Below are 16704 nucleotides of genomic sequence, written 5' to 3'. Positions count from 1 at the left end.
CGATCGAAATCACCCCGGCAGCACGACGTTGATCGCCGCGACGACGATTCCGGCGATCCCCATTCGGGCGGCGGCGACGTACCACCGCTGGCGGGAGATCGAGGCGAGGTAGACGCCGAACGTCGACAGTATCAGGACGCCGACGGTAATCGAGGCGAGTACCGCCTCGAGCATCGAGAAGACGACCCCCTCGAGCGCCAGCGGAAAGAGCGTGAGCCCGATCGCCAGCAGCGGACCGGACGCGCTCGCGGCGGCGTGGACGATCTGGGCGGCTCGCCCCTCGCGCTGGACGCGCGTATCCTCGAGTTCGGTCAGCATCGCTCGCTCGAGGCGCTGGCGCTCGGCCATCGCCTCCGCGCGCTCGATCTCCCAGACGCTCCAGACGCCCGACGTGCCGAGGCCGACGGCTGCACCGACGCCGATCGCGATCACGGTGAGTCCGTCGTCGATGCCCGAGAGGTAGGCGCCGACGACGACGCCGATGCTGGTGAGCGTGCCGTCGAACCCGTTGGCGATGAAGTACCGCCGGGAGATCGATCGCACCTCCTCCTTTCCGAGAACGCGCCGAAGGCGTGAGAGACGACCGGCCATCGTCAGCCGAGCCAGGGATCGTCGACGGCTCGCGACCCACAGGCGACCTGATCGATGGAGTGGACCGACGCGCTGAGGTCCTCGATCTCGTCGCGAATCGAATCCATCTCGAGATCCCCGCCCTCGATCGTGACCCGCAGCGTCTTCACGTTTTCGTCGATTTCGACGACCGTCGCGGTGGCCGCTTCGATTCCCTCGAGATCGCCGAGACGTGCCGTGAAGGGAACGACGCCGGGATCGTGGGGTTTCAAAACGTCGAGGACGAGTCTCGTGATCGGAGCCATAGTTTCCAGAAGGACAGAGGGACTGATAGGAGTTGCCGTACAGCCCCGTTTCCTCGGTTCGAACGAGCGAGCCGAAACCGGACGCCACGCTCTTGTACGATCCCGTGATAGGGGCGGTATGGCTACCCTCGAGGACCCGATCGAGATCGGGGGCGTCCGGATCCCGAACCGGCTCTATCGCGCGCCGCTGCTCGAGTGTGCGGGCAACGGCTCGGACGCCGTCGATACGCTGATCGAGGACCTCGAACCCGCCGCCGCGTCGGGCGTCGGCCTCGTTTTCCAGGGGGCGACGATCGTTCGCGGCGACGGCGGCTGTGCGGCACCGGGGATGACCCGGGTCCACGACCCGGCGTTCGTCTCGCGGCTCTCGCGGCTCACCGACCGCATCCACGACCACGGGAGCCGGATCTTCCTGCAACTCGAACACGGCGGCCTGCGGAGCATGGAAACCTGGCACGCCGAGCGCCGCCGGGGGAATCCGGACCTCGAGCAACTCGCCGTCTCGCGGCCGCCGTGGCAGTTGCGACTGCTGGATCGGCTGGGATTCCTCTCGTTCGATCCCCACGTCCTCTCGACGGAAGAGGTGTACGACCTCGCGGCTGATTTCGGCCGGTCGGCGGCGTACGCGGTCGAGGCGGGGTACGACGGGATCCACCTCTCGGGGGCGAACATGGGGATCGTCCAGCAGTTTTGCTCGCCCTTTTACAATCGGCGCGACGACGAGTTCGGCGGCTCGCCCGGGGCGCGCCTCGAGTTCCTCGCGCTCGTCCACGACGAGATCCGGGATCGGGCGGGGACGGTTCCGCTGATTACCAAGATTCCGGCGGAGACGCCCGCGCCGCCCGCACCCGTGGTTCGCCGAAAGCTGTCGCTCGGGGACGGCGTCGAGGCGGCGCGTCGACTCGAGCGGATCGGCTACGACGCGGTCGTCCCCGTCCGGGCGTCGGTCGTCTGGGACATGAGTATCGTCCGCGGCGAGTATCCGAAACGGGCGTGGGAGAACGAGGCGCTTCGCGAGGGGTACGACGCCGCGTTCGGCGGTCCCTGGCGACGCCGACTGACCGCGCTCGGGAACCGACTCGAGTCGGTCGTCTACGATTTCGAGCCGGCGTGGAACGAGGGGTTCTGTCGCCGGGTTCGCGAACGCGTCTCGATTCCGGTCCTCGCGGAGGGTGGAATCCGCGGGCGAGGGGAGATGGATCGGCTGCTCGGCTCGAGTGGAACCGAAGGGGTCGACGGTCCGCCGACGGGGGACGGGCCCGCCTGCGACATGGTCGGGATGGCGCGACCGTTCTACGCCGAGCCACGACTGGCCGCGCGGTTGTTAGAGGAGCGTGGCAGTTCCGGCCCTGTCGGTCCCGACGAGCGGGCTCTCTGTGAGAGCTGTAACAACTGCACCGTTCCGCAGGTGACCGGCGCGCCGGGGATCTGCCGAACGCCGAGCGTGCTACGCGAACGGGGGAAACTCGAGCGAGACGGCGCGTACGAACGGTCCTGAGGGACGATCAGACGATCCAGCCGACAAAGCGTCACGATCAGGCGGTGATCACGTCGCTCGTCGCCTCGGAGAGCGTCACCTCGCGGGTGTACCCCGGCGTGTCGACCTCGAGCAGCGAGTCGTCCTCGACGTCCGTGAAGTAAAGCGTCAGTTCGTAGCTCCCGTCCGACTCGACCGCGCTCATCTCGCTTTGATCGCTCTCGAGCGTTCGTACGGTGACGAATTCGCCGGCGTAGGCGGGATCGGATCGACCGCGGACGGTGTACGCGGTGAGACTCTGCGTCGCTTCGCTCCCCTCGATCCGGTATCCCGATTCGAACCAGGCCTGGAGCCCCTCGTCGAGTGCGTAGACGTTCTCGTATCCGCTCGCGATCAACGTCGCCGCTCGCTGGCCGGCGAGCGTGTGCGGACAGACGCAGTAGGTGACGATCCGGTCTTCCTCGGGCCAGGTGGCGACCGGGTCGTTCGAAACGCCGTCCGGCGCGCTACTCAGTACGGCACCGGTGATTCGAATCGCGTCGTACTGGTCGCGCCCCCGCGTGTCGACCATCCGCGCCTCCTGGCGCTGGTACCAGTAGTGGACGTCCTCGAGCGGCGCGAGCGGGACGTCGATTGCGCCGAACGACTTCGTCTCGTACTCGTCCGTGTCGATCGACCGCTCCTCGGGGACCTCCTCCGGCTCCGGACCGTAGCCGTCGGAGCTGTCGTTCCCGCCGAGACAGCCGGCGACGGCCGTCACCGTGGCGGCCACTCCCGCGGCGAGATACTGCCGTCGATTCATTGGGACCACGTAGGAACGGCGTGCAAATAGGGGTTCTGGTGGCGTGATCGAGCGAGCCGACCCCTTCGTTTCAGGTGGAAACCGATAGGCTGGGCTGGGAAGTGTGCTCGAGTCGAAGAAGTAGTCCATCCTGGATTCGAACCAGGGTCGAAGCCCCCAGAAGGCTTCAGGATTGGCCACTACCCTAATGGACTTGACATGATCGGTCGGGGCGTAACTCCGACGTATCAGTCCGTAGTTGATCGCAGTATTAGAGTGTTGCGAACTCGGTCGAGGACCAGTCTGTAGTAACGACTGCAACGAGTTGCACACTGATCGGTGTCCGTCTGGCGATCAGGTGTGGGCGACGTATAGTGAGTTCCATAGCAGGAGTAGGACCCGATACCGTCCGATTGTAAGGGGTATCGGAGTCGCTTTCCGTCAGTACACTCCCACTCGCGAATCAGCGGCCAGCACAACAGTGCTGGCCGTTTGAGTGCGAGAAAGAAGAACCGTTTCAACGGTTACTTGAGGAACGCGGGGGTGCGTAATGTTCCTTCCGATGGCAATTCGCACAGAGAACCTGACAGCGTTCGATCTCGAGGGAAACCCGCTGTTTTGGCTTCGACTCCGAGACGAGTTCCGAGGCGGTCGTCTCCTTGGTATCACCAGGGTGATGGAAATCTAAACACGCTGGATCCGATTCTGCACACCGGCGACAGCCCGCGTCACGTTTTCGGTCGTGAACCCATCGGCGTCGTTCGCGCTCCGGCGAGGAATAGTGAAGCCGTCGGTGACAGTTGGCACACAGGACCTTGCAATTCTCGATCTCTTCACGAAGTGCATCCTTTCCGTAACCGAAGGTAACCATCCGGCTAACCGCCATTTCCTTCGTGTGTTCATTGGTATGGTGAAAGTCCAAACAGGCCGCGGCATCGACGCCACACCGTGAACAACCCCGGTCGCGCTTTCGGTCGTTGAGCCACGACCGAAGTCGAGATCGACGCTGTAACGTCCGCTCACTGTTCCACCCGGTATTTCTGCAATGCCATCGTTGATCGACGGAGAGGTCTGTCCACGACGTACCCGGCGGAAGGTCGACGTCCTCCGGTTTTGGACCGACGCGGGAACCCCTCGAGTAACTGGTTTCCAGCCCTGCGTTTTCTTTCGCAGCGTTCCATCCTCCGACGGTCCGGATGATCGTCGCGGACGCCGGTGTCAATCCCAGCTCCTCGTACTGTGCTTTCGTCGGCGACTCGCCGAGTTCGTCGGCCGCTCGCCGCAAGGCCTCGAGGCACTCGTCCTCGGTCGTCACGACCGGGTTGGCCGCCCCACCGAATATAAACTCGAGGACGAATCGACATCCCTTTTCCCACCTCCCGCTCACGTGCGAGTATGTACGTCGGACGATTCGTCGTCGTCGGCCCCGAGGTCGGCGCGTACCGCGTCTCCTCGAGATCGTTCCCGAACCGTGAAATCGCCGCCCGGGACGAGGCCCTGACCGTGGGGCCGACCGAAGACGCCCCGGAGACGGACAACCCCTACGTCTCCTACAACTGTCTGCGCGTCGTCGAGACGCCGATCGGAGAGACGGCCGCGTTCGGCAACGGCTCGCACGTCGATCCGATCGCGGAGAAACTCGAGTTGGGCTACCCCGCACGCGACGCGCTCGCGGAGAGCCTGCTCGCACTGGACTACGAGAAAGACGACTACGACACGCCCCGCATCGCGGCGACGATCGGCGGCGACGGCGAGGCGCTGATCGGCACCGTCCGGAGGGACGCGCTGGTCGTCGAGACCGTCGAGGAGCCGACGCTGGTCGCGACCTACGAGAAAGACTCCCCCGAAGCGTTCGACTTCGAGGCCGAGACCGCCGAGGAGGCTGCGCGGGAAGCGTACGACCTCGAGTTCGAACACGCGGTCTGTGCGGCGGGCGTGGCGCGGACCGACGACGGCTTCGAGACGGCGATCGAAAACGGGGAGTAGACGGGCACGTACTCGTTACGATCCGGCGTCCTCCTCGGGACAGCCAGCGGATGCGAGGATCGACACCTCCCCGCGATCGTCGCCGGATCTCGAGCCAATTCTGATGACGAGGTTCGTACAGGTGTGACCGTACTCGCCGAGGTCGAGCCGTTCCCACTCGGACCGAGGCTGGTCGTCGCGCCACGCGTACAGAACGTACGTTCCGGACTCGGCCGGGAGGCCGTCGAACTCCGCTCCGCCGAGAACGTCGTCGTTTTCCGAATACGCGTCCGCTACCTCCAAACTCCAGTAAACTGGATCGTCGTCGAGAACCAACACGTAAACAGTCCGGGGCTCCGGATCGTAGTTCCAGACCGAAATCTCGTTCAGGCGGGTCGGTTCCGGCGTCTCCCGTCCGAGAGACGTACAGCCTCCGCCGAGAGCCGCGAGTGCGACGGCTCCGGACTGGAAGGCGCGGCGGCGCGTAAGAGCGGACATACGCCAACTCGTCACTAGTTCGAAAACTGTCTTTCGTTCGAACTGTTGGATCCGAATCCCGAGCCGATTCGGTACGAGCCAGGCGAGAGCGAACCGAATGCTCAAGTCACGGGAAGACGGCATCCGGACAACCTACAAACCCTTCCCACCCGTTAGTCCCGAGTATGAACATGAAGGTCGGACTCATCTCGGACGTCCACGGGAACCGGGTCGCTCTCGAGGCCGTCCTCGAGGCGATGGCGCCGGTCGAAAAGGTGCTCTGTGCAGGGGACGTCGTCGGCTACAACCCCTGGCCGGGCGACTGCGTCGACGAACTCCGAAGGCGGGGCGTGCCGACCGTAATGGGAAACCACGACGCCGCGGTCGCCGACGAAGCGCCGTTTCGGTTCAACGGGATGGCCCGGGCGGGCGTCGAATACGCTCGGGAAGCACTCACTGACGACCAGCGCGAGTGGCTCGCCGACCTGCCGGCCGAACGCCTCGAGTGCGACGGCCGGATCAAACTCGTCCACGGGCACCCGGACGATCCCGATCGGTACACCAGATACACGTATCCGAAGGAGTTCTCGCCGCGACTGCTCGAGGACGAAGACGTTCTGGTGCTCGGCCACACCCACGTCCAGGGAGTCGAACGGTTCGCGGAGGGAATCGTCGTGAATCCGGGGAGCGTCGGCCAGCCCCGCGACGGCGATCCACGCGCGGGCTATGCGGTCGTCGACCTCGAGGCGCTGACAGTCGAAACCCACCGCGTCGAGTACGACGTCGACACGGTCCAGACGGCGGTCACCGAGGCCGGCCTCCCCGAACGGATCGGTCGTCGACTCTCACGGGGAAAATAACGCGCGCCACTGTGGCTTCGGAGACGACCGCCGACGAGGAAACAACCGTTTTAAGCGGGTTCCGCGGATACCCTCGGGTATGGTGCCACCAGGCGACACCGCGAGCACAGGCAGAACCCGACCGCGTCGCGCTGTGGCCGGGTGTTGGCGCTCTCACGGCGGCGTCTCGAGAGGACAGCGCCGCTCCACCAGCGTCTTCGCGAGGTCGACGAGTGATGTTCGGACAGCTTCGTGAGGACACGCGGGCGATGTGCGAGCGAGACCCGGCGGCCAAACGGTGTCTCGAGGTCGCACTCAGCTACCCCGGCGTCCACGCCGTCTGGGGCCACCGGATCGCACACCGGCTCTGGAATCACGGGTTTCGTCTCGTCGCCCGCCTGTTCGCACACGTCGTTCGCCTGTTGACCGGCGTCGAGATCCATCCCGCGGCGACGATCGGCCGCCGAGTGACGATCGATCACGGAATGGGCGTCGTCATCGGCGAAACGGCCGAGGTCGGCGACGACGTCCACATGTACCACGGCGTCACGCTCGGTGGGAACGTCAACAAGCCAGTAAAGCGCCATCCGACCGTCGAGTCGGGCGTCCAGATCGGTGCCAACGCGACGCTGCTCGGCGACATCACGATCGGCGAGAACGCCGCGGTCGGTGCCGGATCGGTCGTCACCGGCGACGTCGACCCGGGAACGACCGTCGCCGGCGTGCCGGCGCGACCGGTCGGCGAGTAAGCGAGTGAGCGAACCTCTTCCAGTATGAGTACTGGCGAAGCCGGTTGAGCGGCGACTCGAGGTGTCGGTCGAGCCATCGAATCCGGATCGACTCGTCGAACCGGTCGGAGACCTCGAGCCCGCCTGCGAAGTCGGGATCGGGGAAACCGCTTATCTGAACAGGTCGGGGAAACCGCTTACCGCCACAGCCAACTAATCCCGCCGCCGCAGATTGCCGAACTGCTCATTCCTGACCCGTCGGAGAGCGTGAGCCTGTGTTCCTGTCCGCGGCTCTCGCACGTAACTGGTCGCGTCGAAACGTGCGTTCTGTTCTCGCCTTCCTCGACGACGTAGATCGTCACGTCACCGTGCTCCCAGCCCTCGAGAGCGGTCGTGGTGTTTTCGCCGGGATCGACCTCGATCTCGTGGCTAGCGATCCCCTCGTCGACGAGGGTTACGTTTCGGTCGTAGTTCGGCCAGACGAGGTCGGCGAAACTCACTAGCCGTTGCTCCCCGTCTTCCGTCGTCACCTCGAAGTTGAGATACCCCGCCGTATCCATGTCTTCGATGGTGTAGGCAGTCACGTGGTGGGACACGTCGTCTTCGTTTTCGATCGTCACTACCGGTTCGGGAGTGCCCGTCGCGGCGGCGAAGCCGACGAGCGAGACGGCGAGGAGGACTGCAGCCAGGAGGATCGCGAGGCGGCGGACCATACTGACAGTTCACTCAACACTGGTAAAAACACGTTCATTTCTCGAGGGAGGGAAGCCTCGAGAGAGAAAAGCGAGCGGGCGTTCGACTCGACGACTCGAGAGACCGTCGTCGTGTGCCGGTACAACTCGTACCGGTCGCTGTCGTCTCGGCGACGACCGACAGCGAGCCCTCGACAGCAGCCCGTCGCGACCTCGAGCGGGAGAACAACTTTCAAGTAATCAATACGAATACCGGAAGACGATGCCCTCCAGACGTCAGTTCGCCGCCGGCGTCGGAATCGCCCTCGTCGGGGGAACCGGTGGCGCGCTCGCCACAGCGAACGCAGCGTCAGCGACGTCGGTTTTCGACTGGCCGATGTCGCAGTACGATCCCGCCGGAACCGGCTACAACCCCGAGGCGTCCGGACCGCGCGAGGACGTGCGGGTCGCCTGGTCCCACGAATCGACCGAGTGGTTTCGCGGTGCGGCTCCACCCGTTCGACTCGGGGAGACGATCTACGCGATCGGAGACGGACTGGTGGCGCTCGACGTCGACAGCGGCGAGCGACGGTTCGCCCACCGCGGACCGTACACCTCGAGTCCCGCCCGAGCGCGCGCTTCCGCCTACCGAACCGACACTCTCGCGGTGACCGCGACCGGCGGCGTGTACGGACTCAACGCCGGCGGCGGAATCGAGGTTCCGGGACTCGACCGGGCGATCGGCGGCCAGCGCTGGGAAGGTCCCGGCCGCAACTCGCCGGTCGAGACGGTCGATCACCGTCCATCCGTCGATCCCGTCACCGCGGACGGAACGATCTACGCGGCCGTTTCCGGGACGAACGCCATCGTCGCACTCGAGGCCGACGACGGGAGCGAGCGCTGGCGCGTCACACACCACGAGGACGACGCGGTGAGCGTCTCCTACGGGCGACCGGCCGTCGCCGATGGAACGCTCTACGTTGCCAACTGGCCCCACCAGGTGACCGCCTACGACGTCGCGGACGGGACGATACGCTGGCAGCGCGAACGCGAGGATCAGATGCAGTTGAGTTCGACGCCGACCGACGAGGGCGTCGTCGTCACCTCCCGCAACGGCGTCGCGTTGCTGGCGACCGACGACGGCGACCCCGTCTGGCAAACCGATCTCGAGGGGAACGCGGTCGACGGCACGTCGGCCGTCGCCGACGGCGTGGTGTACCTGAGCGACGGTCGCGAGACCTTTTACGCGCTCGACCTCGAGACGGGAGAGGAGCTGTGGTCGGCACCATTCGACGGGGAGACGACGCCGGTCGTCGCCGACGGGATGGTGTACGCCGTCGAGGGGGATCGGGCGCTGATCGGGTTCGACGCGGAGACGGGCGAGCAACGGTTTCGGTACGAGCCGACGCAGGTCCCGCTGTCGCCGCCGATCGTCGGCGACGATATCCTGTTCGCGGTCAACCGACATCGAATCGTCGCGCTGGAGGAACGATGACGGGAGACCGCGACGCCGATTCGGGTGACCGCGGTGGGGGATCGAACCAGGAAGCGAACGGCCGGGGGACGGATTCGAACCCCGAATCCGGAGGACAAAGAGCGGAGGCAGATGATGGAACGGCGTCTTCTTCGCCGGGCGAGAACGACACACCTCCGGAGACGCCAGACGCCCCGCCGGGAACCCTCCTCGAGTCGGACGCCCCGCCAGGAAGCGAACCGAGACGGACGCCGAACGACGAATCGGGCCAAAACGGCGGGAACGGAAACGGCTCAGTGCTTCGAGCGGCGTTCGGCCGACTCTATCGAGACCCTTTCCTCTGGATTCCGTTCCTCGTGGCTGGCGTCGTCCTCCTCGCGGCCGAGTGGCTTCGCGAACGCGACCCGCTCCCCACCGCGCCGGGAATCGACGGTTCGACCATTACCGTCTCGTACACGTTCTATCCGACGGGGACGCCGACCATCGTGCGGCCGCTGGGGGCACTCGTCGACCTTCCGCGGTCGACGCTCGTCTACGGCCTCGGTCTCGAGGTGGTCACACTGGTCGTCGTCGCCGGAGCCGGCTGGCTCACAGTCGCTCGAGCCGGCGGCGTGGAGCCTCGGCTGGACCGCCTCGGCGAGTACGTCGGCTTCGTGCTCGCAATCGGCTTTTCCGGCCGGTTGTTCGAGGAAATCGGCCTCGAGTACACCGGCGGGAGCCTGCTGGTCGCGCTCGCACTGCTCGCGGTCGTGGCGTACGTCTTCGTCCGGCTCTTCCTGTGGCCGGTAGTGATCCTCCTCGAGGGGCGTCCCGTCCGATCGATCCGTACGAGCTGGCGAGGCTCTCGGGGCCAGGGGACGACGCTCTTCGGACTCGTCGTGATTCTCGGACTGGGCTCGTGGGCGCTCGCACAGGTCCCCCACGTGGGGACCGCTCTCAGCGTCGCGGTCGTCGGCTCCGTCCACGCCGTCGTACTGGTCGTCCTCGTCGACCGCCTCACTGCGGACTCCGAGGACGGCCGTTTTTCGGATACGGGCTGACTCGAGGGGAAAACTCCTCCCTCGAGTCTCGTTTCTCCCACTTGTTGCTGTCACTCAACAATAGATATAAGTAACTAACAGTCAACAATTAGAATGGAAGCTACACTCCAGCCGTCGCAGGGGGCATGCGCCGAAATGCCCCGGGTGGAACCAGCACCCGAGACGTGGCTTCCATCGCGGTTGCAATGGTTGCCATGATTTGGTATAGACTACCGAGACATAAACGTCTCGCACGAGCGACGAATCGCCCGATACGAGCAGCGACGGCACTCAGCGGTTTGATGTCTATCTTCAGACAGTACGTCCCCAGAATATCGACCTCGAGCGCGCCCGCTTGCCCCCGGAGGGGGCCATGACGGACTCGAGCGAAGCTGACGCCGACGGCGACTCGATCCCTAATCCCGAAGAGTCGTCGCTGCGGCCCTGCCCGATCTGTGGCTATCCAATCGCCCGGACGACGATAGTCGGCCCGACGGACGCGATTGCCGGCCCCTGTGGGTGTCACATCGCGCCGCCGATCCCCGATTCGGCGTCCGACCACGAGTAGGGGCGTACGGCCACAGGGGTATATCGACCACGAGTAGGGTCAGACGGATTGCTGTACCGACGTTCCGGCGTATCCATACCGTGTCACGGGTACACCGGTACTGACCGACAGCAATCCGTATCAGACTCCGGTCACTGCCTCGGCGAACATCGCCAGTACCCGGCGCGCTCCCGGCGGCCGTATCCACACTCCTCGAGCACCCCCCTGATTTCACCTGGAACGTCGCGCTCGAGTTCGTCCCCGTGAGGTTCGACGAACACGACGGGGCCGTACCGCTCGAGGGTCCGGCGAGCGCCGCGGAGGACCTCGGGGGCTGCGCCCTCGACGTCGATTTTGATCGCGTCCGGGGGCGGAAAGTCGTTCTCGATTCGTCGTTCGCCCCCGAGTCCCGACGCGAGCGCGTCGAGCGGGCGAACCGGGACCGTCCGCACGTCGACGACGGTCGCGCCCCATCGGGTTGCATTCGCCCGATCGAACGCGGAGAGTTCCGGGTTCGACGACCGGTAGAACGACCGCTCGCCCACTCGTTCGCCGATTCCGAACGCTTCGACGTCGATCCGATCCTCGAGACCGTTCAACCGCACGTTCGCCCGGAGGCGGTCGGCGACGGACGGCGACGGTTCGAAGGCGACAACCCGGCGACCGGCACTCTCGCTCGAGAGCGCGAGCGCGTAGATGCCGACGTTCGCCCCGACGTCGTAGACGACGGCCTCGGGACCGCAGGCGTCGTCCAGTTCCGCCAACATCGCGTCGTTCCCGTGGCGATTGATCGGCTCGAGACAACGGAAGTTCCCCGCCGGCGTTCGGTTGCGCCTCGAGATCCATTCGCGCTCGTAGTTTTCGCCCGCCAACCGGTGATACGTCTCTCGAGCGACGCGATCGACCGTCGAACGAACGCGCGACGTCGCGGCCGACGGATCGAGCGGCATAGTCGTCCCGACCCACGATACCGACGCAGTTGTACGTTCGGCCTCGAGACAGGGCTCGAGAACGGCCTTCTTGCATCCATCAGCCAGTGATCGGTTTCAGTTGGTCTGCTGGAGTAAACAACCTCGGGCGCGGTGGCCCGAGGCTTTTGTAGTTCCCTCAGCCGTGCGCTAGCACTCCCTGCTCGGCGAGCGAGCGGGATGAGGCTGGGCGGCTTACGCGCCCCGACCCGGACAGACGCACCACCCGCACCTGCGGCTGGGTTTTGTGAGTCCGGTAATTCGTTGTGTTCCCATCGAGTTTCGCCTTCTCACGCCACGCGATGTTCACCGATGCATTCCGGTCAGCGTGGTCTTGCACCACGTCACACTCGTCGTTCGGACAGCGGAACCGCCGTCCCTGCCGATCTCCACGCCCACCACAGCACGAACACGTCTGCGAGTTATAGTACGCATCCACCGTATCCGTGGGAATCTCTCGCCACGTCGCCTTGTACGAGACAAACTTCTCGAACTTGTGGAACGGTAGTTTGTGCAATCGGCGGTTCATATACGTCCCGTACTTGATTTCGTCGCGGATGCCGCTCATATCCTCGAACACGATAACCGGATTCGAGAACTGCTCTGCGAACTCCACGACAGCACGGGAAAGCCGATGCAACACCCACTCGGTGAACCGCTCCTCCTTGTCACCGAGTCTGTGGTGGATGCGCGTTTTGCCGTGTTCTTGACAGCGAGTGGTGATAGTGTGGTAGCGTTGGCGTTCCTGCTTGACTCGTCCGTAATCGAGGACGAGTGTACCTTTCGTCTGCATCGTCTCGCGGCCAAGGGCGGTGAGTGCGACATTGCGCTCGTTGATGTCCACGCCAACAAGCGTGTCGCTGGTGTCGGGTTCGGGCACGTCGAACTCGCGTGTGACCGTGACGTGTAGGTAGTACACGCCATCGCGGTATCTCGAAGTGCCGTGGCACTTCGATGACTCGTCGAAAATCTTTGATTTTCGAGACAGGAGTTCGGCCTGCCCCACATCCACCTCATCCGACGTGAGGGCATCTCGAAGTTCGTCCATCGCGTCCGGCTCGCCGCGCAGATGACCCTTCACCTTCTTGTAGGGTTTCGGGCTGATGCGGAACTGGATGCGGTTCGTGTCGTCGTCCACGGTGAGGCGGTAGCCTTCCGTGTGCGCCATCACAAGCGGGTATGCACCAGATTTGTCCGTACTCGGCGGCGTTGGCTTCCCGCCGTCAGGGTCGTCTTGGTTCTCCCACCATTCTTTGAGTGATTGGTAGGAGTCCCATGTTTGGAGGGCTTTGCCGACGACAGCGCACTTGTTGTTCCGTAAGAAGTCGTCGCGGTCAACCTCCTTCTGTATCTCGGTGCGATTGTACCCTTGTTGTTTGAGGCGGATGGTTTGGTTGAAGAGCTCGCGTGAGGCGAGACGGGCGTCGTGAAGCCACGATCGTTCACCAGACGCTATGTGGAGGCGCGTCTGGATCGTCTTCGTGGCTTCTTCACCCATGCATTGACAATCGTTCCAGATTGTCATAAATGTAGGGATTAGGGATGGAAGAGTACCGCAGTCACGCACATTCGGTTAGTTCCTGTAAGTATCATTTTGTCTGGTGTCCCAAGTACCGACACCCGGTTCTCAACGTGGCTGAAGACGATGTACGAGAGTTTTTTGATGAGACTTCCGACCACTTCGGGCAGAAAATTCTGGCGTTGGAGATTGCAGACGACCACGTACACCTGTTCGTCCAGTGCGACCCAAAACACAGCCCAGCCGACCTCGCCCGGCAGTTCAAGTCGTACTCGGGTAAGCACTTGCTAGAGCGGTATCCCGAGATTCGGGAGTCGTATTTCTGGGGTGGCGGATTCTGGAAGGTTGGGTACTACGTGGGAACGACAGGTGCGGTGTCGGAGGAAGTGGTTGAACGGTATATCGAAGAGACGGAACACGCGCCGGAGTGACGCGCTTCACCCCCGGCCACGGTGTTGACGCAAATCGAAGATTTGCGAAAGCCGAAAACCGCAGGTTTTCGGAAGGGCGGGGAACTCGCGCTGCTTTTCGTTTAGATTTTGCCGGTTGCTGAAAGGCAGTTTAACGACTGGATCGTTCCTTATGGGAGGCCAGCGATTACGTCACGGTATTCGTCCTCGGGGAACGCTTTGAGTGTCTCGGTCGTGACGGCCCCTTCGCTGGCGACACCAAGGGAGAATTTCGCTGCTGTCTCGTCGTCCGGAAATTCCGTGATTGCTACGATGTCGTACTGTCCCATCGTCAGGAAAAACTCCTCGAACTCGCCATTCAAGGACGTAGCCAGTTCCTTGGCGTTATCGAGGCGATCGGGGCTCTCCGTAATGTTCTGGACGCCGTCTCCGGTAAAACTCGTGAGGTGGATGTACGTTGGCATTGGGTTGTCTCTCCTCGCGTTCTATACGACAGCCACGTCACCGCCCACCGCCCGGCACGAAGAACGCTCGCCTGTCCGACTATGCGAGACGGTAGCATAAACTCATCTCCTGAAAAATCGTCAGGGTCTGATGAGGGGTGGGACGTGACATAGCTTACTCAGTTCTGGTAGTTGCGTGAAGGCGTTGTGTCACGTCGGCCCAAACACTCATGGGCGGACGTAGACGATAGTTCCGCAGCCAATAGGTGACACGGACTGTATGGAACCGGACGATGAGGAGGACGTGATACGGCTGCTGTGGATCGGCGACGAATCCGACGTAACGACGGCCATGGTAGCTCGACTCGATGGTACGGTGGAGATCGTATCGGTCCCTGCCGTCCCCGAATCGATCCTCGACCACCTCGAGGACAGCGATGGAATCGTCAGCGGACACAACCCACCGGAGATGGATGCCCTCGCGTTGTTGCGCGCAGTGAGAAAGCGCAATACCAACGTCCCCTTCGTGCTCGTTCCTGCGGTGATAGCCGAGGAGGAAGTCACGGAAGCACTGAACGCCGGAGCAGACGCCTGCATCGAACGTCGGAACGACGGCACACAGGCGACACGCCTCGCTCGTCGGGTCGAACGGGAGGTCCAACGATATCGAGCACAGCAAACGAACGCGGACGAGCGTTACCAGTTGCAAACGCTCGTCGAGACGACCGAGGACGTGCTCTGGATGTTTACCCCGGACTGGATGGACTTGCTCTACGTGACTGATTCCTACGAGGACGTGTGGGGACAATCGATCGACGAGCTTCGAACGGATTCGACGGCGTTTCTGGAGGCGGTCCATCCCGACGATCGCGAACGGGTACGGGAAGCGATGGAACGGCTCTCCACCGGCGAATCGATCGATCTGGAGTATCGAGTCAACGCTAAAGAGCAGTTCAGCCGGTGGGTGTGGGTGCAGGGAGAGCCCGTTTTCAGCGACGACGCGGTTGAATACCTGATCGGGTTCGCACGGGACGTGACTGAGCGCAAAGAACACGAACGACGGCTCGAGGAATCGAACGAGCGCCTCGAGCAGTTCGCGTACGTCACCTCCCACGATCTGCAAGAACCGCTTCGGACAGTGTCGAACTACACGGAACTCATCTCGGAGGAGTACGGAGACGAACTCGACGACGAAGCCGATCGACTCATCGACATCGTCGTTACCGCCACCCAGCGGATGCAGTCGATGCTCAACGGCCTCCTCGATTACTCGCGAGTCACAACTCGCGGTAACGAGTTCAGCCCGGTCGATACCGACGAGGTAGTCACGGACATCGTCGACGACCTGGGAACACTCCTCGAGGAACACGACGGAACGGTCACGTGGGACGAGTTACCCACCGTGATGGCCGATAAAGATCAACTTCGACAGCTGTTCCAGAACCTCGTCAAGAACGCACTCGAACATTCGGGCGAGGCCTCCGTCGAGATGCAGATCCGGGCGCACGAAGACCAGGACGGATACCGGTTCGAAGTCGCCGATGACGGTCCCGGTATCGAGGAACGCCGACAGGAGAAGATCTTTCGCATCTTCAAAAGCACCGCGCAGTATCAAACGTCCAGCCAGGCGAAAGGGATCGGACTTGCTATCTGTGACAATATCGTCCAGCGACACGGCGGTGAGATCTGGGTCGAGTCCGAACCAGGAGACGGTTCGACGTTCGTTTTCACTATCGCAAACACGGCCACACCGGCCACGGCTACCGAGGTTGAACGATGAATCCAGACGACACGACAGCAGAAACGACGAGAAAAGGTAACACAGTCGAGATCTTGCTCGCCGAAGATAATCCCAACGACGTCGAGATGACCCGGCGAGCCCTCGAGAAAGGACGTATCGTCAACAATCTCTCGGTGGTTACCGACGGCGTCGAGGCGATGGCGTATCTCCGACAGGACGGAGAGTACGAGGACGCCCCGCGACCGGATATCATCCTGTTGGACCTGGAGATGCCCCGGAAAGACGGGAAAGAGGTCCTGGAAGAACTCGCAGACAGTGACTCGCTCTCGCAGATTCCGGTCGTCGTCCTCACGAGTTCCGAAGCAGAACAAGACATCGTCGAATCGTACAGGCACAACGCGAACGCGTATATGACCAAACCCGTCGGCTATCAGGCGTTTCAAGAGACAATCAGGGAGTTCGAACGGTTCTGGTTCGAAGTGGTAAAGCTCCCGGAAAGTCCCACCAATGACCGGCCAACTTGACGAACTCACGGTTCTCCTGGTAGAGGACAATCCGAACGACGGCACTGTCTAGTTCAGCACCTCCTCGACCGGTGTTCGACCATTGAGCGCTTGATTCGGTCGATCGTGGTTATAATGGTGTCTGAAGCGTCTGAGCCAGCGTCTTGCGCTGGCCGGACTGCCCCGCCAGAAGGAGTGAAAGCGGTCGATCCGCATTGAGACGGTCTGAAACCACTTTTCGACGTGGTTTCGGTCGCTGTAGTTGAG

General features: G+C 63.2%; 20 protein-coding genes and 1 tRNA gene. 10 read left to right on the top strand and 11 right to left on the bottom strand.

The window, feature by feature from the left end:
- Positions 1 to 9: 9 nt before the first annotated feature.
- Together EA473_RS08765 and EA473_RS08760 are read right to left on the bottom strand one after the other, a co-directional pair.
- Positions 10 to 591, bottom strand: a complete 582-nt coding sequence (locus EA473_RS08765) for a hypothetical protein (protein ID WP_165875239.1) — start codon at positions 589 to 591, stop codon at positions 10 to 12.
- A gap of 2 nt (positions 592 to 593) precedes the next feature.
- A complete protein-coding gene (locus tag EA473_RS08760) occupies positions 594 to 875 on the bottom strand; it encodes a DUF211 domain-containing protein (RefSeq protein ID WP_124195457.1) in 282 nt (93 codons plus the stop codon).
- 118 nt (positions 876 to 993) lie between these two features.
- Between EA473_RS08760 and EA473_RS08755 the strand changes: the two genes are divergently transcribed.
- The gene (locus EA473_RS08755) at positions 994 to 2373 is read left to right on the top strand and encodes an oxidoreductase (protein ID WP_124195285.1); all 1380 of its coding nucleotides are present in this window, start codon (positions 994 to 996) and stop codon (positions 2371 to 2373) included.
- A gap of 37 nt (positions 2374 to 2410) precedes the next feature.
- Here the strand turns inward: EA473_RS08755 and EA473_RS08750 are convergent, their stop codons facing one another.
- The 3 genes from EA473_RS08750 to EA473_RS22750 form a co-directional block, all read right to left on the bottom strand.
- Positions 2411 to 3154 carry a rhodanese-like domain-containing protein gene (locus EA473_RS08750; protein WP_124195284.1) on the bottom strand — a complete coding sequence of 248 codons (744 nt, stop codon included), beginning with the start codon at positions 3152 to 3154 and terminating at the stop codon, positions 2411 to 2413.
- Positions 3155 to 3275: 121 nt separating this feature from the next.
- Positions 3276 to 3348, bottom strand: a tRNA-Gln gene (locus tag EA473_RS08745).
- Between the two features lie 302 nt (positions 3349 to 3650).
- A complete protein-coding gene (locus tag EA473_RS22750; RefSeq protein WP_124195456.1) occupies positions 3651 to 4448 on the bottom strand; it encodes a homing endonuclease associated repeat-containing protein in 798 nt (265 codons plus the stop codon).
- A gap of 80 nt (positions 4449 to 4528) precedes the next feature.
- Between EA473_RS22750 and EA473_RS08735 the strand changes: the two genes are divergently transcribed.
- Positions 4529 to 5119 carry an IMP cyclohydrolase gene (locus EA473_RS08735; RefSeq protein WP_124195283.1) on the top strand — a complete coding sequence of 197 codons (591 nt, stop codon included), beginning with the start codon at positions 4529 to 4531 and terminating at the stop codon, positions 5117 to 5119.
- Positions 5120 to 5134: 15 nt separating this feature from the next.
- Here the strand turns inward: EA473_RS08735 and EA473_RS08730 are convergent, their stop codons facing one another.
- Entirely contained in the window at positions 5135 to 5596 is a 462-nt protein-coding gene (locus EA473_RS08730; RefSeq protein WP_124195282.1) for a hypothetical protein, read from the bottom strand.
- Positions 5597 to 5766: 170 nt separating this feature from the next.
- Between EA473_RS08730 and EA473_RS08725 the strand changes: the two genes are divergently transcribed.
- Together EA473_RS08725 and cysE are read left to right on the top strand one after the other, a co-directional pair.
- Positions 5767 to 6435: a metallophosphoesterase family protein gene (locus EA473_RS08725; protein ID WP_124195455.1), complete on the top strand. Its 669-nt coding sequence runs from the start codon at positions 5767 to 5769 to the stop codon at positions 6433 to 6435.
- A gap of 215 nt (positions 6436 to 6650) precedes the next feature.
- Positions 6651 to 7163 (top strand): serine O-acetyltransferase, encoded by a 513-nt coding sequence (gene cysE, locus EA473_RS08720; protein ID WP_124195281.1) that lies wholly within the window; start codon positions 6651 to 6653, stop codon positions 7161 to 7163.
- A 176-nt stretch (positions 7164 to 7339) separates the two neighbouring features.
- Here cysE and EA473_RS08715 read toward each other — a convergent pair whose 3' ends face one another.
- Positions 7340 to 7855 carry a hypothetical protein gene (locus tag EA473_RS08715; RefSeq protein ID WP_124195280.1) on the bottom strand — a complete coding sequence of 172 codons (516 nt, stop codon included), beginning with the start codon at positions 7853 to 7855 and terminating at the stop codon, positions 7340 to 7342.
- Between the two features lie 241 nt (positions 7856 to 8096).
- Between EA473_RS08715 and EA473_RS08710 the strand changes: the two genes are divergently transcribed.
- The 3 genes from EA473_RS08710 to EA473_RS08700 all read left to right on the top strand — a co-directional run bounded on the left by EA473_RS08710 (position 8097) and on the right by EA473_RS08700 (position 10874).
- Positions 8097 to 9308 (top strand): PQQ-binding-like beta-propeller repeat protein, encoded by a 1212-nt coding sequence (locus tag EA473_RS08710; protein WP_207890163.1) that lies wholly within the window; start codon positions 8097 to 8099, stop codon positions 9306 to 9308.
- Complete coding sequence (locus tag EA473_RS08705) at positions 9305 to 10327, top strand: hypothetical protein (protein WP_124195279.1); 1023 nt, start codon at positions 9305 to 9307, stop codon at positions 10325 to 10327. Before EA473_RS08710 ends, EA473_RS08705 begins: the two co-directional genes overlap by 4 nt.
- A 352-nt stretch (positions 10328 to 10679) precedes the next feature.
- The gene (locus EA473_RS08700) at positions 10680 to 10874 is read left to right on the top strand and encodes a hypothetical protein (protein WP_124195278.1); all 195 of its coding nucleotides are present in this window, start codon (positions 10680 to 10682) and stop codon (positions 10872 to 10874) included.
- Between the two features lie 131 nt (positions 10875 to 11005).
- Here EA473_RS08700 and EA473_RS08695 read toward each other — a convergent pair whose 3' ends face one another.
- Positions 11006 to 11803, bottom strand: coding sequence for an FkbM family methyltransferase (locus tag EA473_RS08695; protein ID WP_124195277.1), 798 nt, complete (start codon positions 11801 to 11803; stop codon positions 11006 to 11008).
- Positions 11804 to 11960: 157 nt separating this feature from the next.
- Complete coding sequence (locus tag EA473_RS08690; protein ID WP_124195276.1) at positions 11961 to 13319, bottom strand: RNA-guided endonuclease TnpB family protein; 1359 nt, start codon at positions 13317 to 13319, stop codon at positions 11961 to 11963.
- A 44-nt stretch (positions 13320 to 13363) separates the two neighbouring features.
- Here EA473_RS08690 and tnpA point away from each other — a divergent pair, with 44 nt between their 5' ends.
- Positions 13364 to 13771 (top strand): IS200/IS605 family transposase, encoded by a 408-nt coding sequence (tnpA, locus tag EA473_RS08685; protein ID WP_124195275.1) that lies wholly within the window; start codon positions 13364 to 13366, stop codon positions 13769 to 13771.
- Between the two features lie 149 nt (positions 13772 to 13920).
- On the opposite strand, the gene EA473_RS08680 is transcribed toward tnpA, so the two are convergent.
- Positions 13921 to 14214 carry a GYD domain-containing protein gene (locus EA473_RS08680; RefSeq protein WP_124195274.1) on the bottom strand — a complete coding sequence of 98 codons (294 nt, stop codon included), beginning with the start codon at positions 14212 to 14214 and terminating at the stop codon, positions 13921 to 13923.
- Positions 14215 to 14473: 259 nt separating this feature from the next.
- On the opposite strand from EA473_RS08680, the gene EA473_RS08675 reads away from it, so the two are divergent.
- Entirely contained in the window at positions 14474 to 15973 is a 1500-nt protein-coding gene (locus EA473_RS08675) for a sensor histidine kinase (protein WP_124195273.1), read from the top strand.
- Positions 15970 to 16458 carry a response regulator gene (locus EA473_RS08670; protein WP_124195272.1) on the top strand — a complete coding sequence of 163 codons (489 nt, stop codon included), beginning with the start codon at positions 15970 to 15972 and terminating at the stop codon, positions 16456 to 16458. Before EA473_RS08675 ends, EA473_RS08670 begins: the two co-directional genes overlap by 4 nt.
- A gap of 48 nt (positions 16459 to 16506) precedes the next feature.
- Here the strand turns inward: EA473_RS08670 and EA473_RS08665 are convergent.
- Positions 16507 to 16704, bottom strand: a 198-nt coding sequence (locus EA473_RS08665) for an integrase core domain-containing protein (protein ID WP_165875238.1), incomplete at its 5' end; no start/stop codon positions are given.

It is taken from the genome of Natrarchaeobius chitinivorans (assembly GCF_003841505.1).
Taxonomy (GTDB): Archaea; Halobacteriota; Halobacteria; order Halobacteriales; family Natrialbaceae; genus Natrarchaeobius; species Natrarchaeobius chitinivorans.
This window is presented reverse-complemented; position numbering and strand designations above follow the sequence as displayed.

Coding starts and splice junctions, on each gene's coding strand:
- EA473_RS08765 (WP_165875239.1), bottom strand. CDS start 591: ATGGCCGGTCGTCTCTCACGCCTTCGGCGCGTTCTCGGAAAGGAGGAG.
- EA473_RS08760 (WP_124195457.1), bottom strand. CDS start 875: ATGGCTCCGATCACGAGACTCGTCCTCGACGTTTTGAAACCCCACGAT.
- EA473_RS08755 (WP_124195285.1), top strand. CDS start 994: ATGGCTACCCTCGAGGACCCGATCGAGATCGGGGGCGTCCGGATCCCG.
- EA473_RS08750 (WP_124195284.1), bottom strand. CDS start 3,154: ATGAATCGACGGCAGTATCTCGCCGCGGGAGTGGCCGCCACGGTGACG.
- EA473_RS08735 (WP_124195283.1), top strand. CDS start 4,529: ATGTACGTCGGACGATTCGTCGTCGTCGGCCCCGAGGTCGGCGCGTAC.
- EA473_RS08730 (WP_124195282.1), bottom strand. CDS start 5,596: ATGTCCGCTCTTACGCGCCGCCGCGCCTTCCAGTCCGGAGCCGTCGCA.
- EA473_RS08725 (WP_124195455.1), top strand. CDS start 5,767: ATGAAGGTCGGACTCATCTCGGACGTCCACGGGAACCGGGTCGCTCTC.
- cysE (WP_124195281.1), top strand. CDS start 6,651: ATGTTCGGACAGCTTCGTGAGGACACGCGGGCGATGTGCGAGCGAGAC.
- EA473_RS08715 (WP_124195280.1), bottom strand. CDS start 7,855: ATGGTCCGCCGCCTCGCGATCCTCCTGGCTGCAGTCCTCCTCGCCGTC.
- EA473_RS08710 (WP_207890163.1), top strand. CDS start 8,097: ATGCCCTCCAGACGTCAGTTCGCCGCCGGCGTCGGAATCGCCCTCGTC.
- EA473_RS08705 (WP_124195279.1), top strand. CDS start 9,305: ATGACGGGAGACCGCGACGCCGATTCGGGTGACCGCGGTGGGGGATCG.
- EA473_RS08700 (WP_124195278.1), top strand. CDS start 10,680: ATGACGGACTCGAGCGAAGCTGACGCCGACGGCGACTCGATCCCTAAT.
- EA473_RS08695 (WP_124195277.1), bottom strand. CDS start 11,803: ATGCCGCTCGATCCGTCGGCCGCGACGTCGCGCGTTCGTTCGACGGTC.
- EA473_RS08690 (WP_124195276.1), bottom strand. CDS start 13,319: ATGGGTGAAGAAGCCACGAAGACGATCCAGACGCGCCTCCACATAGCG.
- tnpA (WP_124195275.1), top strand. CDS start 13,364: ATGGAAGAGTACCGCAGTCACGCACATTCGGTTAGTTCCTGTAAGTAT.
- EA473_RS08680 (WP_124195274.1), bottom strand. CDS start 14,214: ATGCCAACGTACATCCACCTCACGAGTTTTACCGGAGACGGCGTCCAG.
- EA473_RS08675 (WP_124195273.1), top strand. CDS start 14,474: ATGGAACCGGACGATGAGGAGGACGTGATACGGCTGCTGTGGATCGGC.
- EA473_RS08670 (WP_124195272.1), top strand. CDS start 15,970: ATGAATCCAGACGACACGACAGCAGAAACGACGAGAAAAGGTAACACA.